Source organism: Ruegeria sp. A5, assembly GCF_056543005.1.
In genome coordinates, this window is the sequence record NZ_JBQGAV010000002.1 from 246,881 (window position 1) to 268,377 (window position 21,497).

Consider the following 21,497-nt stretch of genomic DNA (forward strand, 5'->3'; position numbering starts at 1 on the left):
TTGATCGGTTCTATACGGCCTCAGGATCAGCGTCACTCTGACCAAGTTCCGCGAGTTCACTCCAAACCGCTCTTGGGATATCCCAATCCGCCCATTCGAGTGTTTGTCTCACATGCTGTGGCCAAGTCACTCCACACACCGTTGACGCAATTTTTGCGTCCCGCATCGAGAATTGCAGCGCTAAGGCGCCTAAGGGCACGTCATAGCGGGCACAGATTTCCTCAACCGCGCGCACAGGTGCGAGCGTTTCTTCTGTTGCTGGCCGATAGACGTAGAAATGATGGATTGCGCTGCCTCTGGCCAAGATTCCGCCGGCGTAAGGCGCTGCGTTCAATACCGTAACGTCCTTCGAGTTGGCCAGTTCGATCAGCGGCGCCGCATTCATGTTTACAAGCGTGTGCCGGTTGTGAGTCATCACCACGTCGAAATCCCGTTCGCGCAGCATTGGCATCAACACATCCAACTGCCCGCCCGCCAGACCAACTGCAGTTGCCAATCCTTCCTCTTTAATTTTGAATAATTCGTCCAGCGCACCTCCGCTGCGGGTAATCTCAGTTACGTCACCAGCGTATTCCGGGTCGTGCAGATGAAGGATGTCCACGCGATCTACCTCAAGAGCCTTGAGGCTTTGTTCAAAGGACCGCCGCGCTTGGGCGGCGTCGAAAACATTCGTTTCCATGTCACGGTCTACTTTTGTGGACAGAACGCGGCCTTTCGGCCAGCCACCGAGTTCACGGATGACACTCCCGATGCGCTCCTCGCTACGCCCCAACGCATAGCCTCGGGCGGTGTCGATAAACCCGTCGGGCCGGGCAAGTATGGCACGTATGGTCTCGCGCGCCCTATTCTCATCAACTTCGTAACCGTAAATCTGTGGAATGTTGCCTATACCGGTTGATCCAAAGCCAATTCGTGGGATTCGCACTCCGGTTTGACCTATTTCGCAAAGTGTTGTCATTGCACCCCTCCCCAGTCGCATATGAATAATTGAATTTTGAACAGGTCGACCCATCACTGCAAGTTCGGGGGCAAAAAACACAAGAAGAAAAGCGAGAATGGAACCTGAAACTGTGACCCACCTCACAGCCCTAAATCAGCCCATCTGCTACAGTTGACCTAACGGCAACCTTTGCAGGAGGCCCTTATGTCTACATCGCTTGTTCCCCTTATCGCTTTTGGATCAGCAGGCCTTTATTCCGTTGCCATGATCGCGATGAAGTTCTGGTGGAAAATCCCCGGTATCGGCCTCAGCCTGCTGATCGTCGCAACCCTGCTGGCCGGGGCCACGCTCGAACTCGCCGCCCTGCGCGAGGAACGGCTGGGCATCATCTATACCGGCATTCTTGGGGCCGAGGTTGTTCTGATCGCCATCGCCTCATTCTTTCTGTTCGGCGAGAACTTCTCGTATCGCGAGGCGGCAGGTATCGGTCTGGTCATCCTCGGCACCGCGCTGGCCTGGGCCTGACGCAAACATTACCGGTTCATGAAGTTTCCCTTAGGTAAGTTGTAACCGGCGCACCTCCGCCCAATCTGTATGCCACAGCAAGGATGTTCGCTTTTGAACTCCAAAGGGTCGCTTTCAGGAGGAGATCCCCATGACCAGATACATGACCGCCGGAGCCGCCGCTCTGGCCACGTCCCTCGCCCTCGGAACCGCAGCACTGGCCGATACCACACCGGATCTGCGCGGCACGTGGTTGGGAAGTTATACGACCGTGCAGCCCAGCCATTATTACAAGGGGGATCAGCCCCGCTTTAATCAGGCCGAATGGATGCTCGACGTCCAGATGCAGGAAGACAATGTCTTCTGGGGCCCCAGCAAGTGGCGCCGCGAGGGTGATACTGAATGGAACGAATACGAAGCCACCGGAACCATCAGCCTCGATGGATCTGGCGCGATCGGCATCGTTGAAACATCCCCGCTGGTGATTGGCGCCAATGCGTTGATCGATGCGCGGTACGAGGACGGCAAGATCTTTGCCGATTTCCGTAGCCTGCGGAACGGAACGACCTACAGCACAGTTCTGGAACGTCAGGTGAACTGAAGCGTTTCCGGCCCGATCGGATGTTAAAGGGGGTTAATGCCGCTGAGATTTGTGACTGCGGCAGGAGTAGTAGGTACCCCGTTCAGGTCGGAGCGCTTCTCATAAACAACAGTCTCCACAGGGAGGCGACGGGCCGGGCGGCGATCTCGCCGCCCGCGACAGGGTCCAGACCCCCGCGTTTGAGAATGCGGCGTTCCTCGGCTCGGGTCATCTGGATCTCGCGGACCTTCAGCGCGGCGTCGCGCGCGGTGAGGTAAGAACCGTCCGGCCCAGGTTCCATCCCCGGAATACCACGCCCCTTCGACCACCACCCGCGCAGCCCGCTGAGCGGGTGTTTGCGTCCGATGGTGTCATCATCCATTAACTCCCAAATCCGCTGCGCTTCGTTCATCGACACCAGTGCGGCGATCGGTTTGCCATAACGGGTCAGCACGATCACTTGCCGGGGGTCTTGCGACAAGGTGGCCAGTTCGCCCAAACGGGCGCGGGCTTGAGAAATGGTCAGGCGCATAGGCGAATCTCCGGTTGTACGATTCGAAAGATTGGGGGCTTGAGTGTTGTACAACTCGGACAATACCCCCCTTAATTCAGCGCGCGGGACCTTCGCAGGTGCAGAAACCAAGCGAATTCTGGCCCGGGATCCATATTTGACTTTTTCCATCCCCAAGCCTGCGCGATGACGCGAATTCTCGGGTTATCCACATGGCTCTCCCGGCGGATATCAACAGCTTATCCCCGTCTAATTTTTATGCTGCAGTGCTATTTTCTTGCCGGATCATGACGCTGATGTAACAGTCTGGTTACTGCTTCTGATCTTCGGAACAGGGGCGGGACGCAAGGGCCAAGGGGGCCACAGCAACGAAGGCGGATTTTAGGATTTGTTTTTAGTTGCAATGGCTTACCGGTGGTGGAGCAAGTGGTCTGGGCTTCGGTTCGGGTTAAATGCTCAGCCTCTCAGAAGGTCCGCGCGGTCTGCGACGCGACACAGCGCGTGTGGCAGTGGCCAAAGTCCCTTCGGGGGCCGAGGCAACTGGACTGGGAAGCCCCTCGGGCGGAACGGACCGGCAAGGCGTCAGGAGTGTCCGCAAGGATGCATGCAAAGACCGCGTCTGAGCACCTGACGCCTTTTCCTTTTTGAGAACCCAAGGTTCATACAGGCTACCACGCACCACCCTCCGGACCAGAACGGGGTTCTTTCGCTTGCGCAAAAGAACCCCGTCAAAGTGTCAGAAATGCAATGCCGCGTCTATGCACCTGTACCGGCACACTACTCGGGTTGGGTCGGTGTGGCAACTACATATTGCGTGTAGGCGTTGCCTGAACGCAACATCCCGTCACGATCAGATGTTTTCCTGAACGTCCTCGGCCGCGTTCTGGATGGCATCTCCGGCGTTTTCGATATCTTTGCCAGCGCCCTTTGCGGTTTCGCATGCGGTCAAGGTGAACAGGGCCAGGCCAATCAGAATTGCGCGGATCATCGGTTGCTCCATAAGTGCTTGTTTCGAATTGACTAGCAGCTTTCCCGGGCCATAGCTACAGGTTTTGCATGGCCGATTTCGAAGGGCTAAATACTAGGCTCAGGTCGCATCCTGAGCGCAAAACAGTTCGTACACCACTTCCAGTATTCGGGCTGGTCGATCATCTGCCAGCCGGTAATATATCGCCTTGCCTTCGCGACGAGGAACAACCAGCCCCTCAAGTCTGAGCCGCGACAGTTGCTGAGAAACGGCGGCTTGGCGGGCCGATAGCAATTGTTCCAGTTCAGTAACGGATTTCTCGCCCGAGACGAGGTGACACAGGATCATCAAACGCCCTTCGTGGCTTATGGCTTTCAGAAAGTTCGACGCGCGCGTTGCGTTTTCAACCATCCGGTCAAGGTCGCCGGGTGACATATCCTCGGTCATTTGCGGAAAAGCCATGATCGTATTCCCTCGTTAGTGCCGCCGAATCCCGACGCCTGACCGGCGCCGCATCCGCAGCGAGAACTCTTGGTACAATTTCCAGGCATGTATTTCCATATGCATGGATCAAAATAGCGTGATGTAACCAGCACGTTTCCGCGCAATCCGTCAACCGACCTGTAGCGGCGTGTGCATTCGGGTCGTGCAGGTAGACGGAATTCGTGGGAACGTTCGGCCCCCCTTGCAGCCCCCCTGTGGCGGCACTAAGACTCGGGTAACTACTCTTCGGGTAATGTCCCGATCCATCGCAAAACAGGCAGGTTCCGAATGTTCGATCCAGTTGATACATATATGAACACACTCGTCCCCATGGTCGTCGAGCAGACCAGCCGGGGCGAGCGCGCATACGACATCTTCTCGCGCCTTCTGAAAGAGCGGATCATTTTCATCAACGGCCCCATCCATGACGGTATGAGCCATTTGGTGGTCGCTCAGCTGCTGCACCTTGAGGCGGAAAATCCGAACAAGGAAATCTCGATCTACATCAACTCTCCCGGTGGCGTGGTCACCAGTGGTTTGTCGATTTACGACACAATGCAGTATATCAAGCCGAAATGTTCCACATTGGTGATCGGTCAGGCGGCGTCGATGGGTTCGGTTCTGCTGGCCGGGGGCGAGAAGGGAATGCGCTTTTCGCTGCCTAACAGCCGGATCATGGTGCACCAGCCCAGCGGCGGTTATCAGGGCCAGGCGAGCGACATCATGATCCACGCGGCCGAGACGCAAAAGCTGAAAGATCGCCTGTATGACATCTATGTGCGCCATACCGGGCAGACCAAAAAGGCGGTTGAAAAGGCGCTGGATCGTGACAATTTCATGAGCCCGGAAGAGGCCAAGGATTGGGGCCATATCGACGAGATCGTCGAGAACCGCGCCAAGATGGATGGTGACGAGGCCTAGGTTCAAATCCGCGCGCGTCCGGCGTGAGGGATGATTTTGAGATTGTAGCTGCCAGAACGCTGGCCTAAGCTGCAGGCATATACGGCAAGCGCGGCCCTTGAGAGGGGCCGCTGAGACGGAGCCCGAGGGGTAAAGCATGGCGACGAATTCAGGCGGTGACGGCAAGAACACGCTCTATTGCAGCTTTTGCGGCAAAAGCCAGCATGAGGTGCGTAAGCTGATCGCAGGCCCGACCGTGTTCATCTGCGATGAGTGTGTCGAGCTGTGCATGGATATCATTCGCGAGGAAACCAAGGCCAGCGGTCTGAAATCTTCGGACGGTGTGCCAACACCCAAGGATATCTGCGAAGTGCTGGATGACTATGTGATCGGTCAGGCCACCGCCAAGCGGGTGCTGTCGGTTGCGGTACATAACCACTATAAGCGTCTCAATCATGCCCAGAAAGCGGGCAGCGATATAGAACTGGCAAAATCCAACATCTTGCTGATTGGCCCCACCGGCTGCGGCAAAACCCTGCTGGCGCAAACGCTGGCGCGGATTCTTGACGTGCCGTTTACGATGGCGGACGCGACCACGCTTACCGAAGCCGGTTATGTGGGTGAAGATGTTGAAAACATCATCCTCAAACTGCTGCAGGCCAGCGAATACAATGTCGAACGCGCACAGCGCGGCATCGTCTATATTGACGAGGTCGACAAGATCACCCGCAAGTCTGAAAACCCTTCGATCACCCGCGATGTATCGGGCGAGGGCGTTCAGCAGGCCCTGCTGAAACTGATGGAAGGCACCGTGGCCAGCGTTCCTCCGCAGGGTGGGCGCAAACATCCGCAGCAGGAATTCCTGCAGGTGGATACCACCAACATCCTGTTCATCTGTGGTGGCGCATTCGCCGGACTAGACAAGATCATTGCACAGCGTGGCAAAGGCTCGGCCATGGGCTTTGGTGCTGACGTGCGTGACAATGACGAGCGCGGCGTGGGCGAGATCTTCAAGGATCTGGAACCTGAAGACCTGCTGAAATTTGGCCTGATCCCCGAATTCGTCGGCCGACTGCCGGTTCTGGCGACGCTGGAAGATCTGGACGAAGACGCTTTGGTCACTATCCTGACCAGCCCGAAGAACGCTCTGGTCAAGCAATACCAGCGGTTGTTTGAGTTGGAAGATGCGGAACTGGCCTTTACCGATGATGCGCTGAAGGCGATCGCCAAGAAAGCGATCGAGCGTAAAACCGGTGCACGTGGTCTGCGTTCTATCCTGGAAGACATCCTGCTGGATACAATGTTCGAACTGCCGGGCATGAAGAACGTGACCGAAGTTGTGGTCAACGAAGAGGCTGTGACGTCGGACTCTCAGCCTTTGATCATCTACGCAGACGCAGCGGAATCGGCTTCGGCGGGTTGAACCGCATAGAATAATGCACACACGGCGCGGCAATGTCCGCGCCGTTTTCGTTTGAGGACACGATGACAGTAAGACGTATCTCTTCGGGTGGTGAGTTTGAAGCCAAGGTTGGCTATTGCCGCGCGGTTGTCGCGGGTGGTTGGGTTCATGTTGCGGGAACTGTTGGGCAAGGTGAAACGGTCGTGGAGCAATGCCGCTCGGCGCTGTCTATCATCGAAAACGCGCTGGCCGAGGCGGGTGCTTCATTCTCTGATGTCGTGCGCATCACTTATATGCTGCCGGATCGAACCGAATTTGAACCTTGCTGGCCCATTCTGGCCGAAACCTTTGGTGCGAACCCTCCTGCAGCGACGATGATCGAATGCGGATTGATCGATCCGAAATACCGGATTGAAATTGAAGTCACCGCTATCCTGCCGGAATGACGCAGGTAGCGCTGGCAGTACTGGACCTTAGCGTGCCTTTGGTCCATATCTTCTGGGACAGAAATGCCGGAGGCAGCCGATGGGAATCCTGAACAGTCTTTTGCGGGCCGTGACCTGGTGGAACGGGGCCACCCTGAACACGCAGTTCTACACTGCGCGCAAGGGGATCAAGGTCGGTGAGGACGACGAGGGCAACGTGTTCTATCGCAATGCCGACGACAGCAAGCGCTGGGTGATTTTCAATGGCGAAGCCGAGGCCAGCCGGATCGATCCCGATTGGCATGGCTGGCTACACCGCACATGGGATGAACCGCCAACCGATAAACCTCTGGCGCACAAGTCCTGGGAAAAACCGCATCAGGAGAATCTGACCGGCACCGCGCTGGCCTATGCACCTGCCGGTTCTCTGCGTCGTGCCGATCCGGTTGAACGTAGCGATTACGAGGCGTGGAGCCCGGAATAAGCGAGGCCAGATGTCTACTCATACGAAGACCGAAGTTATCGTCGGCGGTGCCGTGCTGGCCTGCGCCATTGCGTTCGGTGTTTACGCCAGCCAATCCACAGGCCTGTCTCAATCCGGCGCAGGATACGAGCTGGGCGCGTCTTTCCGCTCGCTCGAAGGTGTGGGCGTTGGCACGGATGTACGCCTTGCCGGGGTCAAGATCGGGACAGTGACTGGCGTTACGCTAAACTCTGATACGTACCGCGCAGATACCCGATTTTCTGTGGCAGATGGTATTCTTATTCCAGACGATAGCGCCGCTGTGATTTCTTCCGAAGGCTTGCTGGGTGGCAACTTTGTTGAGGTTATGCCGGGCGGTTCCCCGTTCTATTTTGAGGCGGGTGATGAGATTACCGATACGCAAGGCGCGGTCAGCCTGATCTCGTTGCTGGTCAAATTCGTGGCCGGGGACGGAAGCGAATGATCCGCGCTGCACTGGTGGCTCTGATGGTCACCGCAACCGGAGCTGCTGCGCAGCAAAAGGTCGAATCCGGCCCCGGCGCCATGTTGCGCGGGTTGGACAAGGTCAGCGGGCAGACGGTGGACATCGAAATGCAGAACGGCGAGACCACGTCGGTCTTTGGTCTGGATGTCGCGCTGGGTGATTGTCGCTATCCAGCCGAAAACCCGACAGGTGACGCCTTTGCCTATCTGACCATCTGGGAACAGGGTAAGGCGCAGCAGCTGTTTGATGGCTGGATGATTGCGACCTCACCCGCGCTGAACGCGTTGGATCACGCCCGCTACGATGTCTGGGTGATACGTTGTATCACACCCTGAGGGGCCTGTTGCAGATCAGCGGTGAAATCTGCTTTCAGGTCAAGCGCTTGTTTCAATTCGCTATGATAAACCGCACGCGGGATCTCGATCGCGCCCAACGAGGCCAGATGCGCCGTCAGAAACTGCGTATCGAACAGCGTGAACCCGGTTTGGCGCAGTCGATCCACCAGATAGGCAAGTGCAATCTTCGATGCGTCCGTGCGACGCGAGAACATGCTTTCGCCAAAAAAGGCCGCGCCGAGGACTACGCCGTAAACGCCGCCAATCAGTGAAGCGCCGTCCCAGACTTCGAGGGAATGCGCGCGGCCGGTCCGGTGTAGTTCCTGATACAGATGGCGCAGTTCGGGATTGATCCAGGTATCCGATCGGTCGGCGCAGCCATCCACGACGCCCGCAAAATCGCGATTGATGCTTACCGAAAACCCACAGGTCCGGATACGCCGCGCTAGGCTGCGGGAGATGTGGAACCCATCCAGAGGGAACACGCCGCGAAACTTCGGGTCGACCCAGAACAACTCGGGGTCGTCGCGATGCTCAGCCATCGGAAAAATGCCGATGGAATAGCCATGGAGCAGAAGTTCAGGGGAAAGGCTCATGCCGGGTGCCTCGGGGCCGAAGGGGGGTTGTCCTTCGGCCCTTTGGTCAGATTAGGCCATGTTCTCCGCAAGCCAGTGCTCCAGCCAGTGGATGTTGTACTCGCCGCTGTGCAGGTCAGGTTCCTGCAGCAGCGCGTGGAACAGCGGCACGGTGGTGTCGATACCGTCGACGATCAACTCGCCCAAAGCACGTTCCAGACGGGCCAAAGCTTCAGCCCGGTCACGGCCCTGAACGATCAGTTTGGCGATCAACGAGTCGTAATATGGCGGGATCGAATAGCCGTCATAGAGCGCGGAATCCATCCGCACGCCCAGACCACCTGGCGCGTGATAGGCCGTAATCTTGCCCGGGCAGGGCGAGAAGTTCGGCAGTTTTTCCGCGTTGATGCGAACCTCGATGGCGTGGCCATTGATCTCAAGATCGTCCTGACCGAACGACATGTCCTCACCAGCGGCGACGCGGATTTGTTCGCGCACCAGATCGACGCCGAAGATGCCTTCGGTCACGGGGTGTTCCACCTGTAGACGCGTGTTCATCTCGATGAAGTAGAACTCGCCATTTTCATAGAGGAACTCGATGGTGCCTGCGCCGATATAGTTGATCTTGGCGACCGCATCGGCACAGATCTTACCGATCTTGGCGCGTTCTTCCGGCGTGATACTGGGGCCGGGGGCTTCTTCGAACACCTTCTGGTGGCGGCGCTGCAGCGAACAGTCGCGTTCGCCCAAATGCACTGCCTTTCCCTTGCCATCGCCGAAGACCTGAATCTCGATATGGCGCGGGGTTGTCAGATATTTCTCGATATAGACCTCGTCATTGCCAAAGGCGGCCTTGCCCTCGGCGCGTGCGGTCATGAAGGCGCTTTCCATCTCATCGGCGTTTTGTGCCACCTTCATGCCGCGACCGCCGCCACCGGCGGTTGCCTTGATGATGACGGGATAGCCGAACTCTTCACCAATGCGCTTGGCGTCGGCCAGCGTTGGCACACCGCCGTCAGAACCCGGAACGCAAGGTACACCCAGTTCCTTCATCGTGTCCTTGGCGGTGATCTTGTCACCCATGACACGAATATGTTCGGCGGTGGGTCCGATGAAGGTAATGCCGTGATCTTCGACGATCTGCACGAACTCGGCATTCTCGGACAGGAAGCCATAGCCGGGATGTATCGCCTGCGCGCCGGTGATTTCACAGGCCGAGATGATCGCGGGCACGGACAGATAGCTTTGCGGGCTGGGCGGGGGGCCGATGCAGACCGATTCGTCCGCCATGCGCACATGCATCGCATCGCTGTCGGCGGTGGAGTGCACGGCAACCGTCTTGATCCCCATCTCGCGCGCAGCACGGATCACACGCAGGGCGATCTCGCCTCGGTTGGCAATCAGGATTTTGTCGAACATGGGCCCGCCTTACTCAACGATGACCAGAGGCGTGCCGAATTCCACAGCATCACCATCGCCGACTAGAATGCGTTTGATGGTGCCCGACTTGGGTGCGTGGATGTGGTTCATTGTCTTCATGGCTTCGACAATCAATAGCGTGTCACCTTCCGAGACCGATGCACCGACCGAGATAAACGCAGGCGCGCCCGGTTCCGGTTGCATGTAAACCGTGCCTACCATGGGCGAGGTCACAGCGCCTGGATGGCTGGCGGGATCATCCACGGCAGCGGGCGCTTCGGCAGCGGCCGGCGCGGCAGCAGGTGCGGCAACCGGTGCAGCCGCAGGAACCGCAACCTGAACCGGAGCGGCCACGGTCTGCGACATGCGGCTGACACGGACATTCAGGCTGTCTTCCTCGCCATATTCGCGCTTGACCTGCAATTCGGTCAGGTCATTCTCGCGCAGCAGTTCGGCCAGTGCCTTGATAAACGCGACATCCGCTTCGTGTTTGGTATCTGTCATGAGTGTCCTCGAAGGTTCCCCTATGCCCGTCTGTTTGCTGCGGGCTTGGTTTGATTACGCAGGGTTATAAGCCATGCAGACGGCCATGAAAAGCGCCGTCTAAGCCTGCCAAATGGGGGTTTTTGCGCGAATTACGAGGGCTGTCGCGATTACAGCGGCGTTCCAGACAATTTTGCGACCAGTTCTGGTAGCTTGCGGGCTCCGTATTTTTCCAAAAGGCGGGCGCGATAGGCCTCGATCGTGCGGTAACTTAGCCCAAGTTCAACGCCAATTTCCTTCGCGGATAAACCCCGGCATGACAGGATGGCCACTTCGCGTTCGCGGGTTGTCAATTGCACCAAGGGGCGCTCTTCCGAGATGTCCGAAAAGCTCCATATCCCGTGCCGGAACGGATCGTCTGGCGTCAGCGAACGCCCCCGCGCGCGGCACCAGAACAGGTCACCGTCGCGTCGCCGCATCACCCGTTCGTCTGTGTAATAGCCTGTATCGCGCATCACCTGCAGACTACGCGCGCCGATCCGTTCCCAATCGGCGACCGAAGGATAAAGATGCAGCAGGGGCATGTTGCGATAGTCAACCTCATCCCCGCCAAAGGTCCGCGCAAATTGCAGATTGCACCGTCGGATGATCCGGTTCTCAAGCTCAACAAGGCCGATGGGGGCGTATTCAAAGGCGGGATCGCTCATGTTCTTATGGTGACGGGTATTGCGTCGAAAGAGAAGGGTGGGCGGCAGGAAAGGGTGGGTTTCTTTCTCTGGCCGTTGTCAAAGTTGTAAATCTTCTTTGAAAATTAGTCGGCAACAGATAATAATTACTTAGTTAATCTGAAAATGCAGCCGCAGTAGCCAAGGACATAAACGCCATGCGCGACACGCTGACCGGCAGCCGGATACGCGAAAGACGGCAAATCTCTGGGCTGCGACAGGCGGAACTGGCGCGGCAGGTGGGGATTTCGGCATCGTATCTGAACCTGATCGAGCACAACCGCCGCCGCATTGGGGGCAAACTGCTTGTCGATATCGCGGCGGCTTTGTCCGTCGAGCCGTCGCTGCTGACTCAAGGGATCGAAGAGACGCTCATCGCCGCTCTGCGCGAGGCCGCGGCGGATGCAGTCGGCCAAAAGGCCGAGGTGGACGGGTTGGAAGAATTCGCCGGCCGCTTTCCCGGTTGGTCGGGTGTTCTGGCGCAGATGCATCGCCGCGTAGTGTCGCTGGAGCGCACTGTCGAAGTTCTTTCCGACCGACTGACCCATGACCCGCATCTGGCGGCCTCAATGCACGAGGTGCTGTCGACCGCCGCCGCCATCCGCTCAACAGCTGCAATCTTGGCTGAACCGGGAGAGATCGAACCGGAATGGCGCGACCGGTTCCATCGCAACTTGCATCAGGATGCCGAACGACTGGCCGAAAGCTCCAAAGCGCTGGTGACCTATCTGGATGACAGTGACGGGCAGCGCGATCTGCGCGGTATCCCACTGGACGCGGTCGAGGCGTTTTTTGCCGAGCAAGGATATCATTTCCCGGAACTCGAAGCCGGCGGGCAATTGACCGAAGTGCCGCTGGATGGGCTCGATTCCGCTGCAGCCAACACTGTGGCCTCGGGGTTGCTGGACCTTTATGCCGCCGACGCGCGCGCTATGCCGCTGGATCAGGTGTGTGCCGCGCTGGATGCAGCAAACCCCGATCCTCTGGCGTTGGCGACGGTGTTTTCAGTGGACCTTGCTACGGTGCTGCGACGGTTGGCCTTTCTGCCTGAAGGCACGCTGGCGCGTCCGGCTGGCTTGGTGATTTGCGACGCCTCCGGCAGCGTTCTGTTTTTTAAACCCGCGCCGGGGTTTGCCCTGCCGCGCCATGGCGAGGCCTGTCCGCTCTGGCCCTTGTTCACCGCCTTGAATCGGCCCTTGGTCCCGATCCGGAAACGGGTCGTTCAGCTTGGTCGAACCGCTGCTGAGTTTGAGTGTTTTGCAATCGCAACCCCTCAGCCAGCTAAGGAATTCGGGGCCGAGCCGGTCTATCGTTCGGTCATGCTGGTGCTGCCGGTCGAAGACACGGTGCAGCCTGCGGAAAACGCGGCGCAAGCCGGAGCCAGTTGTCGGATATGCCCGAAACGCGAATGCAGCGCGCGGCGCGAGCCATCGATCCTGAGCGAAGGGTTTTGACAGTTTCGTGACGCAGCGCTTAATCTGGGCTGGACGGGTGGCCGGACGTGCAATCCGTCATGGGGAGGATATGCAAATATGAGCCGCAAGGTTCTGTTGATCGAGGATGAGCCCAACATCACCGAGGCGATCCGGTTTCTGCTGACACGCGAGGGGTGGCAGGTTGAAACCCATGCCGAGGGAACGGATGCGGTGCAGGTGATTCTGTCCGCGCGGCCCAATCTGGTGATTCTGGATGTGATGTTGCCGGGAAAAAGCGGGATGGATGTACTGCGCGATCTGCGCGAACATGATGAAATGAAGGCGTTGCCGGTTTTGATGCTGACCGCGCGCGGGCAATCCCGCGATCGTGAAATGGCCGAGCAGGCAGGGGTCAGCCGATTCATGACCAAGCCGTTTTCGAATACCGAAGTCCTGACAGCGGTGCGCGACCTGCATGCGCAGGCGTCTCAGTTATGAGCTCCGCGGGCGACGGCAAAGATCGGCCCTCGCCAGTTCGTCCGTCCCTGTTTCTGGAACGGCAAAGCTATCGTCGGCGCAGGCTGGCGGATGCAGCGCGGCTGCTGCCTTTTCTGGGTGCCGCAATGCTCGCGCTGCCGCTTCTATGGCCGGATGACAGCGCAGGCGCCGAGGCTCTGTCGCTGTCGACGGCCATGTTCTACATCTTTGCGTGCTGGGGTGTTCTGATCCTGATCAGCGTGATCTTCGGCTTCGTCGCCAAACGCATGACCGCGCGCGAGACTGCCGAGCCCGAGGCCGAGACATGGCAACCCTGAATGTCCTGATTCTGGTCTGTCTGGGCTATGTGGTTCTTCTGTTCGGCGTCGCCTTCGCAGCGGACAGGCTGGCTGCGCGTGGCGGCGGGAAATGGTTGCGTTCCCCGCTGATCTACACCCTGTCACTGTCGATCTATTGCACTGCATGGACGTTTTATGGCGCGGTTGGCAACGCCGCGCGTTCTGGGCTTGAATTCGTAACCATCTATCTGGGTCCTACACTGGTGATGATCAGCTGGTGGTGGGGCCTGCGCAAACTCGTGCGCATCGGACGCAGCCAGCGCGTGACGTCGATCGCTGACCTGATCTCGTCACGATACGGCAAGTCCAACACACTGGCGGTCTGCGTGACCATTCTGGCGGTGTTGGGCGGCACGCCTTATATCGCGCTGCAATTGCAGTCGATCACACTGTCCTTTTCGATCTTTGCCGAGGCCGATCCCTCAGGTCTCTATCGCGAAGGCTCCAGTGTGTTCTGGGTCGCGGCGGGCTTGGCCGTCTTCGCGATCCTCTTCGGGACGCGCAATCTGGATGCCAATGAGCGCCACCACGGCGTTGTTACCGCTATTGCGTTGGAATCTGTGGTGAAACTCTTCGCCCTTCTGGCCGTTGGCATCTTTGTTGTCTGGGGCGTCGCTGGCGGCTTGGGGCCGATGATGGATCAGATCGATGCCTCGGAAATTGGCCAATGGCATGTGGATGCCGGGCGCTGGACCACTTTCATTTTCCTTTCGGCGGCGGCCTTTGTCTGCTTGCCGCGGATGTTTCAGGTCATGGTGGTCGAGAATGACGATGAAAGCCACCTGCGCACCGCCGCCTGGGCCTTTCCGCTCTACCTGCTGCTGATGAGCTTGTTTGTCGTGCCCATCGCCGTCGTTGGGTTGGACCTGATGCCCGAAGGCTCGAACCCCGACCTGTTTGTGCTGACCGTGCCGCTGTCGCAGGGCAATGACTGGTTGGCGATGCTGTCGTTCATCGGCGGGTTTTCCTCGGCCACATCAATGGTGATCGTTACCGCGATGGCGCTGTCAACCATGGTCTCGAACCATGTGGTCATGCCGATCTGGCTGAATACGCAGGAAGGCACCGCGTCGGTCTCTGGTGATGTGCGAACAGTCGTGCTGATGGCGCGGCGCGTCTCGATCGCGGCGATCATGGCGTTGGGCTATTTCTACTTCCAGCTTTCGGGGGGCGGGGCTGCCCTGACCTCGATCGGGCTGGTGGCCTTTGCCGGGATTTCCCAGATTCTGCCCGCACTGGTGGGTGGCCTGTTCTGGCGCGGCGCGACCCGAACTGGGGCGTTGGTCGGGCTCAGCGTCGGGTTCTTTCTCTGGATTTACACACTGCTGCTGCCTGGCATGGGTGGCGGCATTGTCCCGGCATCGGTGATTGAAAACGGACCCTTCGGCTGGGGCTGGCTGCGCCCGCAGGCGTTGTTCGGGATCGAAGGGATCGACCCGATGGTGCATACGGTCATGTGGTCGCTGTCGCTGAATACAATCGCCTTCTGCGTCGCCTCGATGCTCAGCTTCCCCAGCCCGCTGGAACGCCTTCAGGGTGCGCAATTCGTAAATGTATTTGACCATTCGGTTTCAGCCCGTGGCTGGACCGGTTCGGTGGCGCAAAGCGAAGACCTGATGATCATGACCCAGCGGATTCTGGGCACTATTCCCGCGCAAGAGTTCTTTCAAGCCGAAGCCGAGCGCCAGAATGGTCGCCCCGGACGACTGCCCGAGCCCACGCCGCAGTTTCTGGAACGGCTGGAACGCGAACTCAGCGGCTCGGTCGGGGCCGCAACCGCGCATGCGATGATCGGTCAGATCGTTGGCGGGGCGTCTGTGTCTGTCGAAGACCTGTTGGCCGTTGCCGACGAGTCCGCGCAGATGTTGGAATATTCCAGCCAGCTTGAGGCGAAATCGACTGAGCTCAGCCGCACAGCGCGGCAATTGCGCGAGGCGAATGCCAAGCTTACGCAAGTCTCGAAACAGAAAGACGCGTTTCTTAGCCAGGTCAGCCACGAATTGCGCACGCCCATGACCTCGATTCGGGCGTTTTCTGAAATTATGCGCGACACCGATGGCCTCAGCGCCGAGGAACAAATCCGTTATGCTGCGATCATACATGATGAATCGCTGCGTCTGACCCGGCTACTGGATGATCTGCTCGACCTTAGCGTGCTGGAAAGCGGCCAGGTTAGCCTGAACATGGGCGAAGCCACCCTAAGCGAAGTTCTGGACCGCGCCGTTTCAAGCGCGCTGGCGGGCAGTGATCGAAAGATTGGCGTACGGCGGGTGCGCGCAAGTGAACGTATCCCGCTGCACACGGATCTCGATCGGCTGGGGCAGGTGTTCATCAACCTGATTTCCAACGCCCAGAAATATTGCGACGCCATTGAACCGGTGCTGACCATCTCGGCCCATGATGTCGGCGGGCAAGTGGTAATCGATTTCATCGACAACGGTGGTGGTATCCCGGCCGAGGCGCAATCGATGGTATTCGAAAAATTTGCCCGCGTCGGCTCGGACAAGGCAGGCGGGGCAGGGTTGGGGCTGGCGATCTGCCGAGAGATTATGCAGCGCTTGGGCGGCGAAGTTGCCTATCTGCCGGGGCAGGGAGGGGCGGCCTTCCGCGTCAGCCTTCCGCTGGCTTTTCGTCAGGCCGCGCAATGAGGGCGTCATAAAGACATTCGTAACCTCCGCCGGGTTAGACAAATCGTCATCGCATCGACAAACGGCGGAACGGGGCCATGACCACATCAGCACTGGCACGAAAGCTTTCAGCGGGGCAATGCGGTGCCGACTCGCCCCGCTCGGTCCTGCGCGCCTTGCGGCTGGGGTTGGCACGCGCCTCCGGCGAAAGCATGGGGCTGGCGCTGTCGGTCATCGGGGCAAAGCAGGCCGTACGTGCGCAGGAAGATATAGCCGACCGGCTGAATGAGGGGTGGTTGATGCTGCTGTTTACCTCGGATCAGGGCGGCCTGGCCGCGGCCTGTCTGGACCCGGGTTGCGTCTCTGCTATCGTCCAGCAGCAAACGATTGCCATGGTCACCTCTGACCCACCACCCGAGCGTGCGTTTACCGACACCGACGCTGCCATGGTCGCCCCTCTGATCGAGGATATGCTGATCCGGGCTCTGAAACTGGTTGAGTCCCCGGCAGACATGGCCAGCCTGTCCGGGTATGAGTTCACCTCACGCGCCGAAGGTCGGCGCGCACTGAACCTGGCGCTGGAGGATGAGGTCTATCGCATGTTTGATCTGACGGTCGAACTTGCCGGTGGTCCGCGTCAGGGCGAGGTCAGTATCCTGCTGCCCGAGCGCCCGCTCTCGGATCAGGAACAGGTTGCGGATATCACCCAATCGGGGGTGAATCTGGATCAGGCATCCGGGGTAATTCGGGCTGAGCTGAACACCGTGATCTGCCGCCTGTCTTTGCCGTTGACAGCGCTTTCGGAATTGTCCGTCGGGGATGTCCTGCCGCTGCAGGGCGCGCGGGTGGATCGGGTTGAAGTTCTGTCAATCGATCGTGCCCGAACCGCCATCGGACGTCTGGGTCAGTGCGGCGGAATGCGTGCGGTACGGATCAACGAACAAGGCCCTCCTACTGCGTTGCCCGCCAAGGACTGCGCCGGATTTCTGGCCAGCAAATCAAGCTTGACGCCCTCGGCCCCGGATGACGAGATGTCGTCCCCGCTTGATGACGATATTGTAGCGCATGATCTGACGACCGAGGATTCCTTCCTGGAACCCGACGACTTGTTGCCTGCCAGTTCCGAACAGCGTGTCACGGAAATCTCGCACCTCGCCGGTCTGCCAGCGCCCGAAGGCAATGGCCGCGATTAAGAGGCTTATCCGCGCCCTTGCAGCTGTTCCAATGCCGGGCGTAACCCGTCGAGCGCATAGCCCGCTTTTCCGGTCGCATCGAGGATTTCATCCGTGCTTAGCCGATCGCACTGTCCCAGCGCCCAGATCACCGAGCATCGTGTGCCAGAGGCGCAATAGGCCAGAACCGGCCCGCTGCAGCTTTCGGCCAGATCGCGTTGCAGCGCCACGTTTTCCGGTGTCATCGTCTGGTGTGTCAACTCCAGAACCTCATATTCCATCCCGGCCTCGCGAACGGCTTGACCGATGGCGTCTGACTGCTGATCCGGCGGAACTTCGGTATTGGGACGGTTGCAGATCACCTTGACGAAACCGGCCTCGGCAATGGCTGGCACGTCCTCCACCGAGATCTGAGGTGAGACGGCGTAGCGGGGGGTTATCGGTCGAATCTCCATAGCAATTGCTTAGGCTGCGTCGGCGATCCTGTCCAGTTGCGCACCCAGCTTTGGTGCCGCAAACATGCCCGCGATCATCGCAATCAGGAACACAATCCCGCCAACGCCCCCATATCCAAGCGAGGCCATCGCCGGGCCCGGGCACAAACCCGCCAATCCCCAACCGACGCCGAACAGGACCGACCCGACGATCAGACGGCGATCCAGTTCAACACGGGGCGGGGCGGGGAACTGTCCGCCCACAACAGGGACCCTGTTCCGTGTCAATCGCCACGCCACCAGCATCGGCAGGATCGCCCCGCCCATGACAAAGGCGAGCGTCGGGTCCCAATTGCCGAACACATCCAGCCACCCCTGCACCTTGGTGGTGTCGGTCATGCCTGAGATCAAAAGCCCGATGCCGAACAGCGATCCGGCGAGAAAAGCAAACACTGCGCGCATTAGATCACCCCCAAGGCATGGCGAAACAGCGCAACCGTCAGACCACCTGCAAGAATGTAGAACACCGTTGCGACGATCCCGCGCAACGAGAAGCGAGAAATCCCACAAACGCCGTGACCCGACGTGCAGCCATTGGCGATCCGTGTTCCAGCCCCCACCAGCAGCCCAGCAAGGATCACGATCGCCAGATCCGGGGTCAAATGGGTCTCGGCCTGCGGCGCAATCAATGGGCGCAGCAATAAGGGCATCCCGATCAAGCCCGCGACGAAAGCCAGGCGTTCAGTCATTACGCTCCGGTCGCTGCGTTCCAGCAGCCCGCCCAATATGCCGCTCGCCCCCATGATCCGCCCATTACACAGCAGATAAACGCTGGCGCCCAGCCCGATCAGCAGACCACCAGCCAGACCCGAAATCCATTCGATATTCATTGTCTCATCTGCCCTCGTATCAAAGCTTATTGACTGGGATTTTCATGAAAACGTCGCCCTGCTCATCCGCTGGTGGCATCTGACCAGCCCGCATATTGACCTGCAGCGAGGGCAAAATCAGGCGCGGCATCGCCAGGGTCGCATCCCGCGCATCGCGCATCTCGACAAATTCTTCGACGCTGCGGCCCTGACCGATATGAACGTTCAGCGCCTTCTGTTCGCCAACCGTGGTCTCCCACGCGTATTCATCGCGACCAGGCGCTTTGTAATCATGGCCTACAAAAATCCGCGTCTCGTCAGGCAGAGACAGGATTTTCTGGATCGAGGCATACAGGTCCGCCGATGACCCGCCGGGAAAATCGCATCGGGCAGTTCCGAAATCCGGCATGAACAGCGTATCGCCCACAAAGGCCGCATCGCCGATCACATAGGTCATGCAGGCGGGCGTATGGCCTGGCGTGTGCAAAACGTCCCCGCGCATCTGGCCGATGTGAAAGCTGGACCCTTCGGCAAACAGTGCATCGAACTGGCTGCCATCACGCTGAAACTCGGTGCCTTCGTTGAAGACCTTGCCGAACGTGTCCTGAACGACCACGATATTCTCGCCAATCCCGATCTGACCACCCAGCTTTTCCTGTAGGTAAGGGGCTGCTGACAGGTGGTCGGCATGGACATGGCTTTCCAGAATCCATTCCACCTTCAGTCCCTGTGCCGTCACATAGTCGACAATCTGGTCGGCCGAGCTGGTGTCGGTCCGCCCCGAGGCGTGATCGAAATCCAATACACTGTCGATGATGGCGCAGGCCTGCCCCTGAGGTTCCTGCACAACGTAAGAGACGGTGAAGGTCTGCGGGTCGAAAAAAGCTTTCACACTGGGCGTCATGGGTTCCTCCGTTCAGCTTGTATACATATAACAATAGTGGAATATGTTTAAAGCCCCTAATCACGAGTTGATGTCTGTCAAAGCAATCTCCGCAATTTGAGCGTATGCTTTAGGCGACCACGGACATATTGACGGTTTTTTGCCTGACTAGGCAAGAATTCGCGATGTTTTGTTCCGGTCTCGTGCTCGTCTTAAACTCGTTACCTATATCAGGCACATTGGCACCATATGGGAGGAAGGAAATGACTGCTCAGGATCTTTTTACCGAAGCGGAACGGCTTGAACAAAAGCTGAATGGTGCGTGTCTTGAGACCCGGCTAGAGCTTCAGCCACATGTCAGCATGGTTCTGGATAAAATGCGCGCGCAGGGGGTTCATATCCCATCGCGCTTGCGTCGGCTGGATGCTGCGCTATGCGAAGACGTGCTTGAAGCGCGGTTCGACAATATGCCGATCTGATCGATCTGGTTATCCCAGCGAAATGCCCAGGATAACCATCATCAGCCCAAGTACCGACAGGAAAAGCGACGCCAGATTCCAAGGCAGAACACCCTGAACTGCAGCGCGCAACTCGTCATCCGTCGGGTTGGCTTTGCGCGCTTTCATCACTTGCAGGATGCACCAGACCAGACCGACCAGCCCGGCCACAGACAGGGCGGCCCCGCCCCAGACGATAATGTCGAACATGGTTGTTTACGCTCACCCTTTGTATCCGTGACCGCGCTTATCGGATCGGCGCAGGTCAGACAAGCCCGCCGTGCAGAATGCACGCTTGCGGTCGGGTCGGTGCCGATGTATCCGGCACCTTATTTTCAGCCCTTGGGAGAGACGCAGATGGAAGACATCACCGAAGATCAGGCCGCAGCCAACTACCGAGTGACCGCAGGCGAGCTGCGCCAGTTCGTCGAACGGTTCGAGCGTCTTGAGGCCGAAAAGAAAGACATCGCCGACCAGCAGAAAGAGGTCATGGCCGAGGCCAAGGCCCGCGGCTACGACACCAAGGTCATGCGCAAGGTCGTCGCCCTGCGCAAGCGCGACAAGGACGACATCGCCGAGGAAGAGGCGGTGCTGGAAATGTACAAGGAAGCGCTGGGCATGTAGCGCCAGCCGGTTACGGGTTCAGAAAACGTATATCTGGCATGGTCTGCAGCCGTGCCAGATCCTGCTCATAAAGCTCGGTAAAGGCGGTAACGATATCTTCGTTCCAGCCAGGCAGCTCCACCTCTTCTTCGATTTCATCCGTCAGCGCATGCTGCTGAAACACCTGCGCCAGCCTGCCCCTGAGCACGGGATCATTGGGGGCCGCTTGATGCTCTAACAAGCTCTGAATCTCCTGTTTGCCCATGTCTGAGACAAGTGAGGACAGCAGCGCGTATTCCTGTTCCAGCGGCGTGTCCTCGGGTAGCCCCACTAGCGCGCGCGCGATGTCGCCGCAGATCAGCGGCGAATCCTCGTTGCTCCACAAAGTGATTTTGACATCTGGCGCTAGGTCGCGAATGTCTTCGATCATGGCGAGCCAACTCAGGCAACTCAGATCGGTGGTGGCAATGATATGCTCGCGCTCAGGCGCCGACAGCAGCATCAGCACCTTGGGAATAAAGCTGCCGGGATTACGTAGCCCCACGAATAGCTCAACCGTCGAATCGCTGAACAGATTATCCAGATAGGCCAACCTTTGACCGGCATTCGCGTAAAATTGCCCATCCATGATGATGGAAGGCCGTTCCCCCAGGTAAAGCGCGCTCGACAAGATCGCCCGGTCAACCTGCTGCCCATTGGGGAACAGTTTATGAAATCGCGCCAGTGTATCCTGATGTGATGGCCGGTCGGCAGAGGGTTTCAGCGCAGGTCGAAAGATCTTTCTGAACGGACGAAGCCCCCAGAAGGCAGTATGATTTCCCGCAACCAGATCCGCATTCGCCTGCAGCAGATTGAGCAGGTGATCATGGTCGGTAAAGTGCGCTCCGGCTTGGATGACCATCTGCATATCGGAATTGTCCTCACCTCGGTCGGGATCGCCGCTT

29 protein-coding genes are annotated in these 21,497 nt (G+C 58.6%); 15 read left to right on the forward strand and 14 right to left on the reverse strand.

Features of this window, described 5'->3' with window-relative positions; genetic code table 11:
* Nucleotides 1-10 precede the first annotated feature (10 nt).
* A complete protein-coding gene (locus ACR0AY_RS06980; protein ID WP_170397197.1) occupies nucleotides 11-958 on the reverse strand; it encodes an aldo/keto reductase in 948 nt (315 codons plus the stop codon).
* A 186-nt stretch (nucleotides 959-1,144) separates the two neighbouring features.
* On the opposite strand from ACR0AY_RS06980, the gene ACR0AY_RS06985 reads away from it, so the two are divergent.
* Complete coding sequence (locus ACR0AY_RS06985; RefSeq protein ID WP_170424197.1) at nucleotides 1,145-1,465, forward strand: hypothetical protein; 321 nt, start codon at nucleotides 1,145-1,147, stop codon at nucleotides 1,463-1,465.
* A gap of 130 nt (nucleotides 1,466-1,595) precedes the next feature.
* Complete coding sequence (locus ACR0AY_RS06990; protein ID WP_170511300.1) at nucleotides 1,596-2,045, forward strand: hypothetical protein; 450 nt, start codon at nucleotides 1,596-1,598, stop codon at nucleotides 2,043-2,045.
* Between the two features lie 82 nt (nucleotides 2,046-2,127).
* On the opposite strand, the gene ACR0AY_RS06995 is transcribed toward ACR0AY_RS06990, so the two are convergent.
* From ACR0AY_RS06995 to ACR0AY_RS07005, 3 genes are all read right to left on the reverse strand, one after another.
* Nucleotides 2,128-2,556 carry a type II toxin-antitoxin system Phd/YefM family antitoxin gene (locus tag ACR0AY_RS06995; RefSeq protein WP_170511299.1) on the reverse strand — a complete coding sequence of 143 codons (429 nt, stop codon included), beginning with the start codon at nucleotides 2,554-2,556 and terminating at the stop codon, nucleotides 2,128-2,130.
* Between the two features lie 829 nt (nucleotides 2,557-3,385).
* Nucleotides 3,386-3,523: an entericidin A/B family lipoprotein gene (locus tag ACR0AY_RS07000; protein ID WP_010443271.1), complete on the reverse strand. Its 138-nt coding sequence runs from the start codon at nucleotides 3,521-3,523 to the stop codon at nucleotides 3,386-3,388.
* A gap of 99 nt (nucleotides 3,524-3,622) precedes the next feature.
* Entirely contained in the window at nucleotides 3,623-3,964 is a 342-nt protein-coding gene (locus tag ACR0AY_RS07005) for an ArsR/SmtB family transcription factor (RefSeq protein ID WP_170397190.1), read from the reverse strand.
* 309 nt (nucleotides 3,965-4,273) lie between these two features.
* Between ACR0AY_RS07005 and ACR0AY_RS07010 the strand changes: the two genes are divergently transcribed.
* The 6 genes from ACR0AY_RS07010 to ACR0AY_RS07035 all read left to right on the forward strand — a co-directional run bounded on the left by ACR0AY_RS07010 (nucleotide 4,274) and on the right by ACR0AY_RS07035 (nucleotide 8,015).
* The gene (locus ACR0AY_RS07010) at nucleotides 4,274-4,906 is read left to right on the forward strand and encodes an ATP-dependent Clp protease proteolytic subunit (RefSeq protein WP_039970058.1); all 633 of its coding nucleotides are present in this window, start codon (nucleotides 4,274-4,276) and stop codon (nucleotides 4,904-4,906) included.
* A gap of 136 nt (nucleotides 4,907-5,042) precedes the next feature.
* Nucleotides 5,043-6,308, forward strand: a complete 1,266-nt coding sequence (gene clpX / locus ACR0AY_RS07015; protein WP_170397188.1) for an ATP-dependent Clp protease ATP-binding subunit ClpX — start codon at nucleotides 5,043-5,045, stop codon at nucleotides 6,306-6,308.
* A gap of 62 nt (nucleotides 6,309-6,370) precedes the next feature.
* Nucleotides 6,371-6,733, forward strand: a complete 363-nt coding sequence (locus ACR0AY_RS07020; RefSeq protein WP_170397754.1) for a RidA family protein — start codon at nucleotides 6,371-6,373, stop codon at nucleotides 6,731-6,733.
* 79 nt (nucleotides 6,734-6,812) lie between these two features.
* Entirely contained in the window at nucleotides 6,813-7,196 is a 384-nt protein-coding gene (locus ACR0AY_RS07025; RefSeq protein ID WP_010443266.1) for an NADH:ubiquinone oxidoreductase subunit NDUFA12, read from the forward strand.
* A gap of 10 nt (nucleotides 7,197-7,206) precedes the next feature.
* Nucleotides 7,207-7,659, forward strand: coding sequence for an outer membrane lipid asymmetry maintenance protein MlaD (gene mlaD, locus ACR0AY_RS07030; protein ID WP_170397186.1), 453 nt, complete (start codon nucleotides 7,207-7,209; stop codon nucleotides 7,657-7,659).
* On the forward strand, nucleotides 7,656-8,015 hold the full coding sequence (locus ACR0AY_RS07035) for a DUF2155 domain-containing protein (protein ID WP_170466088.1): 360 nt from the start codon (nucleotides 7,656-7,658) through the stop codon (nucleotides 8,013-8,015). Before mlaD ends, ACR0AY_RS07035 begins: the two co-directional genes overlap by 4 nt.
* Here the strand turns inward: ACR0AY_RS07035 and aat are convergent.
* The 4 genes from aat to ACR0AY_RS07055 all read right to left on the reverse strand — a co-directional run bounded on the left by aat (nucleotide 7,979) and on the right by ACR0AY_RS07055 (nucleotide 11,199).
* The gene (aat, locus tag ACR0AY_RS07040; RefSeq protein WP_170511297.1) at nucleotides 7,979-8,611 is read right to left on the reverse strand and encodes a leucyl/phenylalanyl-tRNA--protein transferase; all 633 of its coding nucleotides are present in this window, start codon (nucleotides 8,609-8,611) and stop codon (nucleotides 7,979-7,981) included. The genes ACR0AY_RS07035 and aat overlap by 37 nt on opposite strands.
* 51 nt (nucleotides 8,612-8,662) lie before the next feature.
* Entirely contained in the window at nucleotides 8,663-10,009 is a 1,347-nt protein-coding gene (gene accC, locus ACR0AY_RS07045; RefSeq protein WP_170397180.1) for an acetyl-CoA carboxylase biotin carboxylase subunit, read from the reverse strand.
* A 9-nt stretch (nucleotides 10,010-10,018) separates the two neighbouring features.
* Complete coding sequence (accB, locus tag ACR0AY_RS07050; protein WP_170397178.1) at nucleotides 10,019-10,513, reverse strand: acetyl-CoA carboxylase biotin carboxyl carrier protein; 495 nt, start codon at nucleotides 10,511-10,513, stop codon at nucleotides 10,019-10,021.
* Between the two features lie 149 nt (nucleotides 10,514-10,662).
* Entirely contained in the window at nucleotides 10,663-11,199 is a 537-nt protein-coding gene (locus ACR0AY_RS07055; RefSeq protein ID WP_170397176.1) for a helix-turn-helix domain-containing protein, read from the reverse strand.
* A gap of 176 nt (nucleotides 11,200-11,375) precedes the next feature.
* On the opposite strand from ACR0AY_RS07055, the gene ACR0AY_RS07060 reads away from it, so the two are divergent.
* From ACR0AY_RS07060 to ACR0AY_RS07080, 5 genes are all read left to right on the forward strand, one after another.
* Complete coding sequence (locus tag ACR0AY_RS07060) at nucleotides 11,376-12,671, forward strand: helix-turn-helix transcriptional regulator (protein WP_170397174.1); 1,296 nt, start codon at nucleotides 11,376-11,378, stop codon at nucleotides 12,669-12,671.
* A 78-nt stretch (nucleotides 12,672-12,749) separates the two neighbouring features.
* On the forward strand, nucleotides 12,750-13,130 hold the full coding sequence (locus ACR0AY_RS07065) for a response regulator (protein WP_170511295.1): 381 nt from the start codon (nucleotides 12,750-12,752) through the stop codon (nucleotides 13,128-13,130).
* The gene (locus ACR0AY_RS07070; protein ID WP_170397170.1) at nucleotides 13,127-13,447 is read left to right on the forward strand and encodes a hypothetical protein; all 321 of its coding nucleotides are present in this window, start codon (nucleotides 13,127-13,129) and stop codon (nucleotides 13,445-13,447) included. The genes ACR0AY_RS07065 and ACR0AY_RS07070 overlap by 4 nt, the downstream gene beginning before the upstream one ends.
* Entirely contained in the window at nucleotides 13,435-16,116 is a 2,682-nt protein-coding gene (locus ACR0AY_RS07075; protein WP_170397168.1) for an ATP-binding protein, read from the forward strand. Before ACR0AY_RS07070 ends, ACR0AY_RS07075 begins: the two co-directional genes overlap by 13 nt.
* 77 nt (nucleotides 16,117-16,193) lie before the next feature.
* Nucleotides 16,194-17,288 carry a flagellar motor switch protein FliM gene (locus ACR0AY_RS07080; protein WP_170511293.1) on the forward strand — a complete coding sequence of 365 codons (1,095 nt, stop codon included), beginning with the start codon at nucleotides 16,194-16,196 and terminating at the stop codon, nucleotides 17,286-17,288.
* Between the two features lie 5 nt (nucleotides 17,289-17,293).
* Here ACR0AY_RS07080 and ACR0AY_RS07085 read toward each other — a convergent pair whose 3' ends face one another.
* The 4 genes from ACR0AY_RS07085 to ACR0AY_RS07100 are packed head-to-tail and all read right to left on the reverse strand — an operon-like array spanning nucleotide 17,294 to nucleotide 19,474.
* A complete protein-coding gene (locus ACR0AY_RS07085) occupies nucleotides 17,294-17,722 on the reverse strand; it encodes a TIGR01244 family sulfur transferase (RefSeq protein WP_170511291.1) in 429 nt (142 codons plus the stop codon).
* A gap of 9 nt (nucleotides 17,723-17,731) precedes the next feature.
* Nucleotides 17,732-18,163, reverse strand: a complete 432-nt coding sequence (locus ACR0AY_RS07090) for a DUF6691 family protein (protein ID WP_170424184.1) — start codon at nucleotides 18,161-18,163, stop codon at nucleotides 17,732-17,734.
* Nucleotides 18,163-18,591, reverse strand: a complete 429-nt coding sequence (locus ACR0AY_RS07095) for a YeeE/YedE family protein (RefSeq protein ID WP_170397160.1) — start codon at nucleotides 18,589-18,591, stop codon at nucleotides 18,163-18,165. Before ACR0AY_RS07095 ends, ACR0AY_RS07090 begins: the two co-directional genes overlap by 1 nt.
* A 19-nt stretch (nucleotides 18,592-18,610) precedes the next feature.
* The gene (locus tag ACR0AY_RS07100) at nucleotides 18,611-19,474 is read right to left on the reverse strand and encodes an MBL fold metallo-hydrolase (RefSeq protein ID WP_170397158.1); all 864 of its coding nucleotides are present in this window, start codon (nucleotides 19,472-19,474) and stop codon (nucleotides 18,611-18,613) included.
* Nucleotides 19,475-19,716: 242 nt separating this feature from the next.
* Between ACR0AY_RS07100 and ACR0AY_RS07105 the strand changes: the two genes are divergently transcribed.
* Nucleotides 19,717-19,932, forward strand: a complete 216-nt coding sequence (locus ACR0AY_RS07105; protein WP_170397156.1) for a hypothetical protein — start codon at nucleotides 19,717-19,719, stop codon at nucleotides 19,930-19,932.
* Nucleotides 19,933-19,941: 9 nt separating this feature from the next.
* On the opposite strand, the gene ACR0AY_RS07110 is transcribed toward ACR0AY_RS07105, so the two are convergent.
* Nucleotides 19,942-20,160, reverse strand: coding sequence for a hypothetical protein (locus ACR0AY_RS07110; RefSeq protein WP_480453902.1), 219 nt, complete (start codon nucleotides 20,158-20,160; stop codon nucleotides 19,942-19,944).
* A 147-nt stretch (nucleotides 20,161-20,307) separates the two neighbouring features.
* Between ACR0AY_RS07110 and ACR0AY_RS07115 the strand changes: the two genes are divergently transcribed.
* The gene (locus tag ACR0AY_RS07115) at nucleotides 20,308-20,574 is read left to right on the forward strand and encodes a DUF2312 domain-containing protein (protein WP_170397751.1); all 267 of its coding nucleotides are present in this window, start codon (nucleotides 20,308-20,310) and stop codon (nucleotides 20,572-20,574) included.
* Nucleotides 20,575-20,584: 10 nt separating this feature from the next.
* On the opposite strand, the gene ACR0AY_RS07120 is transcribed toward ACR0AY_RS07115, so the two are convergent.
* Nucleotides 20,585-21,460: a hypothetical protein gene (locus ACR0AY_RS07120; protein WP_170424180.1), complete on the reverse strand. Its 876-nt coding sequence runs from the start codon at nucleotides 21,458-21,460 to the stop codon at nucleotides 20,585-20,587.
* Between the last annotated feature and the right edge of the window lie 37 nt (nucleotides 21,461-21,497).

Excerpts from the sequence above, each read along its gene's own strand:
- ACR0AY_RS06980 (WP_170397197.1), bottom strand. The coding sequence starts at position 958 with ATGACAACACTTTGCGAAATAGGTCAAACCGGAGTGCGAATCCCACGA.
- ACR0AY_RS06985 (WP_170424197.1), top strand. The coding sequence starts at position 1,145 with ATGTCTACATCGCTTGTTCCCCTTATCGCTTTTGGATCAGCAGGCCTT.
- ACR0AY_RS06990 (WP_170511300.1), top strand. The coding sequence starts at position 1,596 with ATGACCAGATACATGACCGCCGGAGCCGCCGCTCTGGCCACGTCCCTC.
- ACR0AY_RS06995 (WP_170511299.1), bottom strand. The coding sequence starts at position 2,556 with ATGCGCCTGACCATTTCTCAAGCCCGCGCCCGTTTGGGCGAACTGGCC.
- ACR0AY_RS07000 (WP_010443271.1), bottom strand. The coding sequence starts at position 3,523 with ATGATCCGCGCAATTCTGATTGGCCTGGCCCTGTTCACCTTGACCGCA.
- ACR0AY_RS07005 (WP_170397190.1), bottom strand. The coding sequence starts at position 3,964 with ATGGCTTTTCCGCAAATGACCGAGGATATGTCACCCGGCGACCTTGAC.
- ACR0AY_RS07010 (WP_039970058.1), top strand. The coding sequence starts at position 4,274 with ATGTTCGATCCAGTTGATACATATATGAACACACTCGTCCCCATGGTC.
- clpX (WP_170397188.1), top strand. The coding sequence starts at position 5,043 with ATGGCGACGAATTCAGGCGGTGACGGCAAGAACACGCTCTATTGCAGC.
- ACR0AY_RS07020 (WP_170397754.1), top strand. The coding sequence starts at position 6,371 with ATGACAGTAAGACGTATCTCTTCGGGTGGTGAGTTTGAAGCCAAGGTT.
- ACR0AY_RS07025 (WP_010443266.1), top strand. The coding sequence starts at position 6,813 with ATGGGAATCCTGAACAGTCTTTTGCGGGCCGTGACCTGGTGGAACGGG.
- mlaD (WP_170397186.1), top strand. The coding sequence starts at position 7,207 with ATGTCTACTCATACGAAGACCGAAGTTATCGTCGGCGGTGCCGTGCTG.
- ACR0AY_RS07035 (WP_170466088.1), top strand. The coding sequence starts at position 7,656 with ATGATCCGCGCTGCACTGGTGGCTCTGATGGTCACCGCAACCGGAGCT.
- aat (WP_170511297.1), bottom strand. The coding sequence starts at position 8,611 with ATGAGCCTTTCCCCTGAACTTCTGCTCCATGGCTATTCCATCGGCATT.
- accC (WP_170397180.1), bottom strand. The coding sequence starts at position 10,009 with ATGTTCGACAAAATCCTGATTGCCAACCGAGGCGAGATCGCCCTGCGT.
- accB (WP_170397178.1), bottom strand. The coding sequence starts at position 10,513 with ATGACAGATACCAAACACGAAGCGGATGTCGCGTTTATCAAGGCACTG.
- ACR0AY_RS07055 (WP_170397176.1), bottom strand. The coding sequence starts at position 11,199 with ATGAGCGATCCCGCCTTTGAATACGCCCCCATCGGCCTTGTTGAGCTT.
- ACR0AY_RS07060 (WP_170397174.1), top strand. The coding sequence starts at position 11,376 with ATGCGCGACACGCTGACCGGCAGCCGGATACGCGAAAGACGGCAAATC.
- ACR0AY_RS07065 (WP_170511295.1), top strand. The coding sequence starts at position 12,750 with ATGAGCCGCAAGGTTCTGTTGATCGAGGATGAGCCCAACATCACCGAG.
- ACR0AY_RS07070 (WP_170397170.1), top strand. The coding sequence starts at position 13,127 with ATGAGCTCCGCGGGCGACGGCAAAGATCGGCCCTCGCCAGTTCGTCCG.
- ACR0AY_RS07075 (WP_170397168.1), top strand. The coding sequence starts at position 13,435 with ATGGCAACCCTGAATGTCCTGATTCTGGTCTGTCTGGGCTATGTGGTT.
- ACR0AY_RS07080 (WP_170511293.1), top strand. The coding sequence starts at position 16,194 with ATGACCACATCAGCACTGGCACGAAAGCTTTCAGCGGGGCAATGCGGT.
- ACR0AY_RS07085 (WP_170511291.1), bottom strand. The coding sequence starts at position 17,722 with ATGGAGATTCGACCGATAACCCCCCGCTACGCCGTCTCACCTCAGATC.
- ACR0AY_RS07090 (WP_170424184.1), bottom strand. The coding sequence starts at position 18,163 with ATGCGCGCAGTGTTTGCTTTTCTCGCCGGATCGCTGTTCGGCATCGGG.
- ACR0AY_RS07095 (WP_170397160.1), bottom strand. The coding sequence starts at position 18,591 with ATGAATATCGAATGGATTTCGGGTCTGGCTGGTGGTCTGCTGATCGGG.
- ACR0AY_RS07100 (WP_170397158.1), bottom strand. The coding sequence starts at position 19,474 with ATGACGCCCAGTGTGAAAGCTTTTTTCGACCCGCAGACCTTCACCGTC.
- ACR0AY_RS07105 (WP_170397156.1), top strand. The coding sequence starts at position 19,717 with ATGACTGCTCAGGATCTTTTTACCGAAGCGGAACGGCTTGAACAAAAG.
- ACR0AY_RS07110 (WP_480453902.1), bottom strand. The coding sequence starts at position 20,160 with ATGTTCGACATTATCGTCTGGGGCGGGGCCGCCCTGTCTGTGGCCGGG.
- ACR0AY_RS07115 (WP_170397751.1), top strand. The coding sequence starts at position 20,308 with ATGGAAGACATCACCGAAGATCAGGCCGCAGCCAACTACCGAGTGACC.
- ACR0AY_RS07120 (WP_170424180.1), bottom strand. The coding sequence starts at position 21,460 with ATGCAGATGGTCATCCAAGCCGGAGCGCACTTTACCGACCATGATCAC.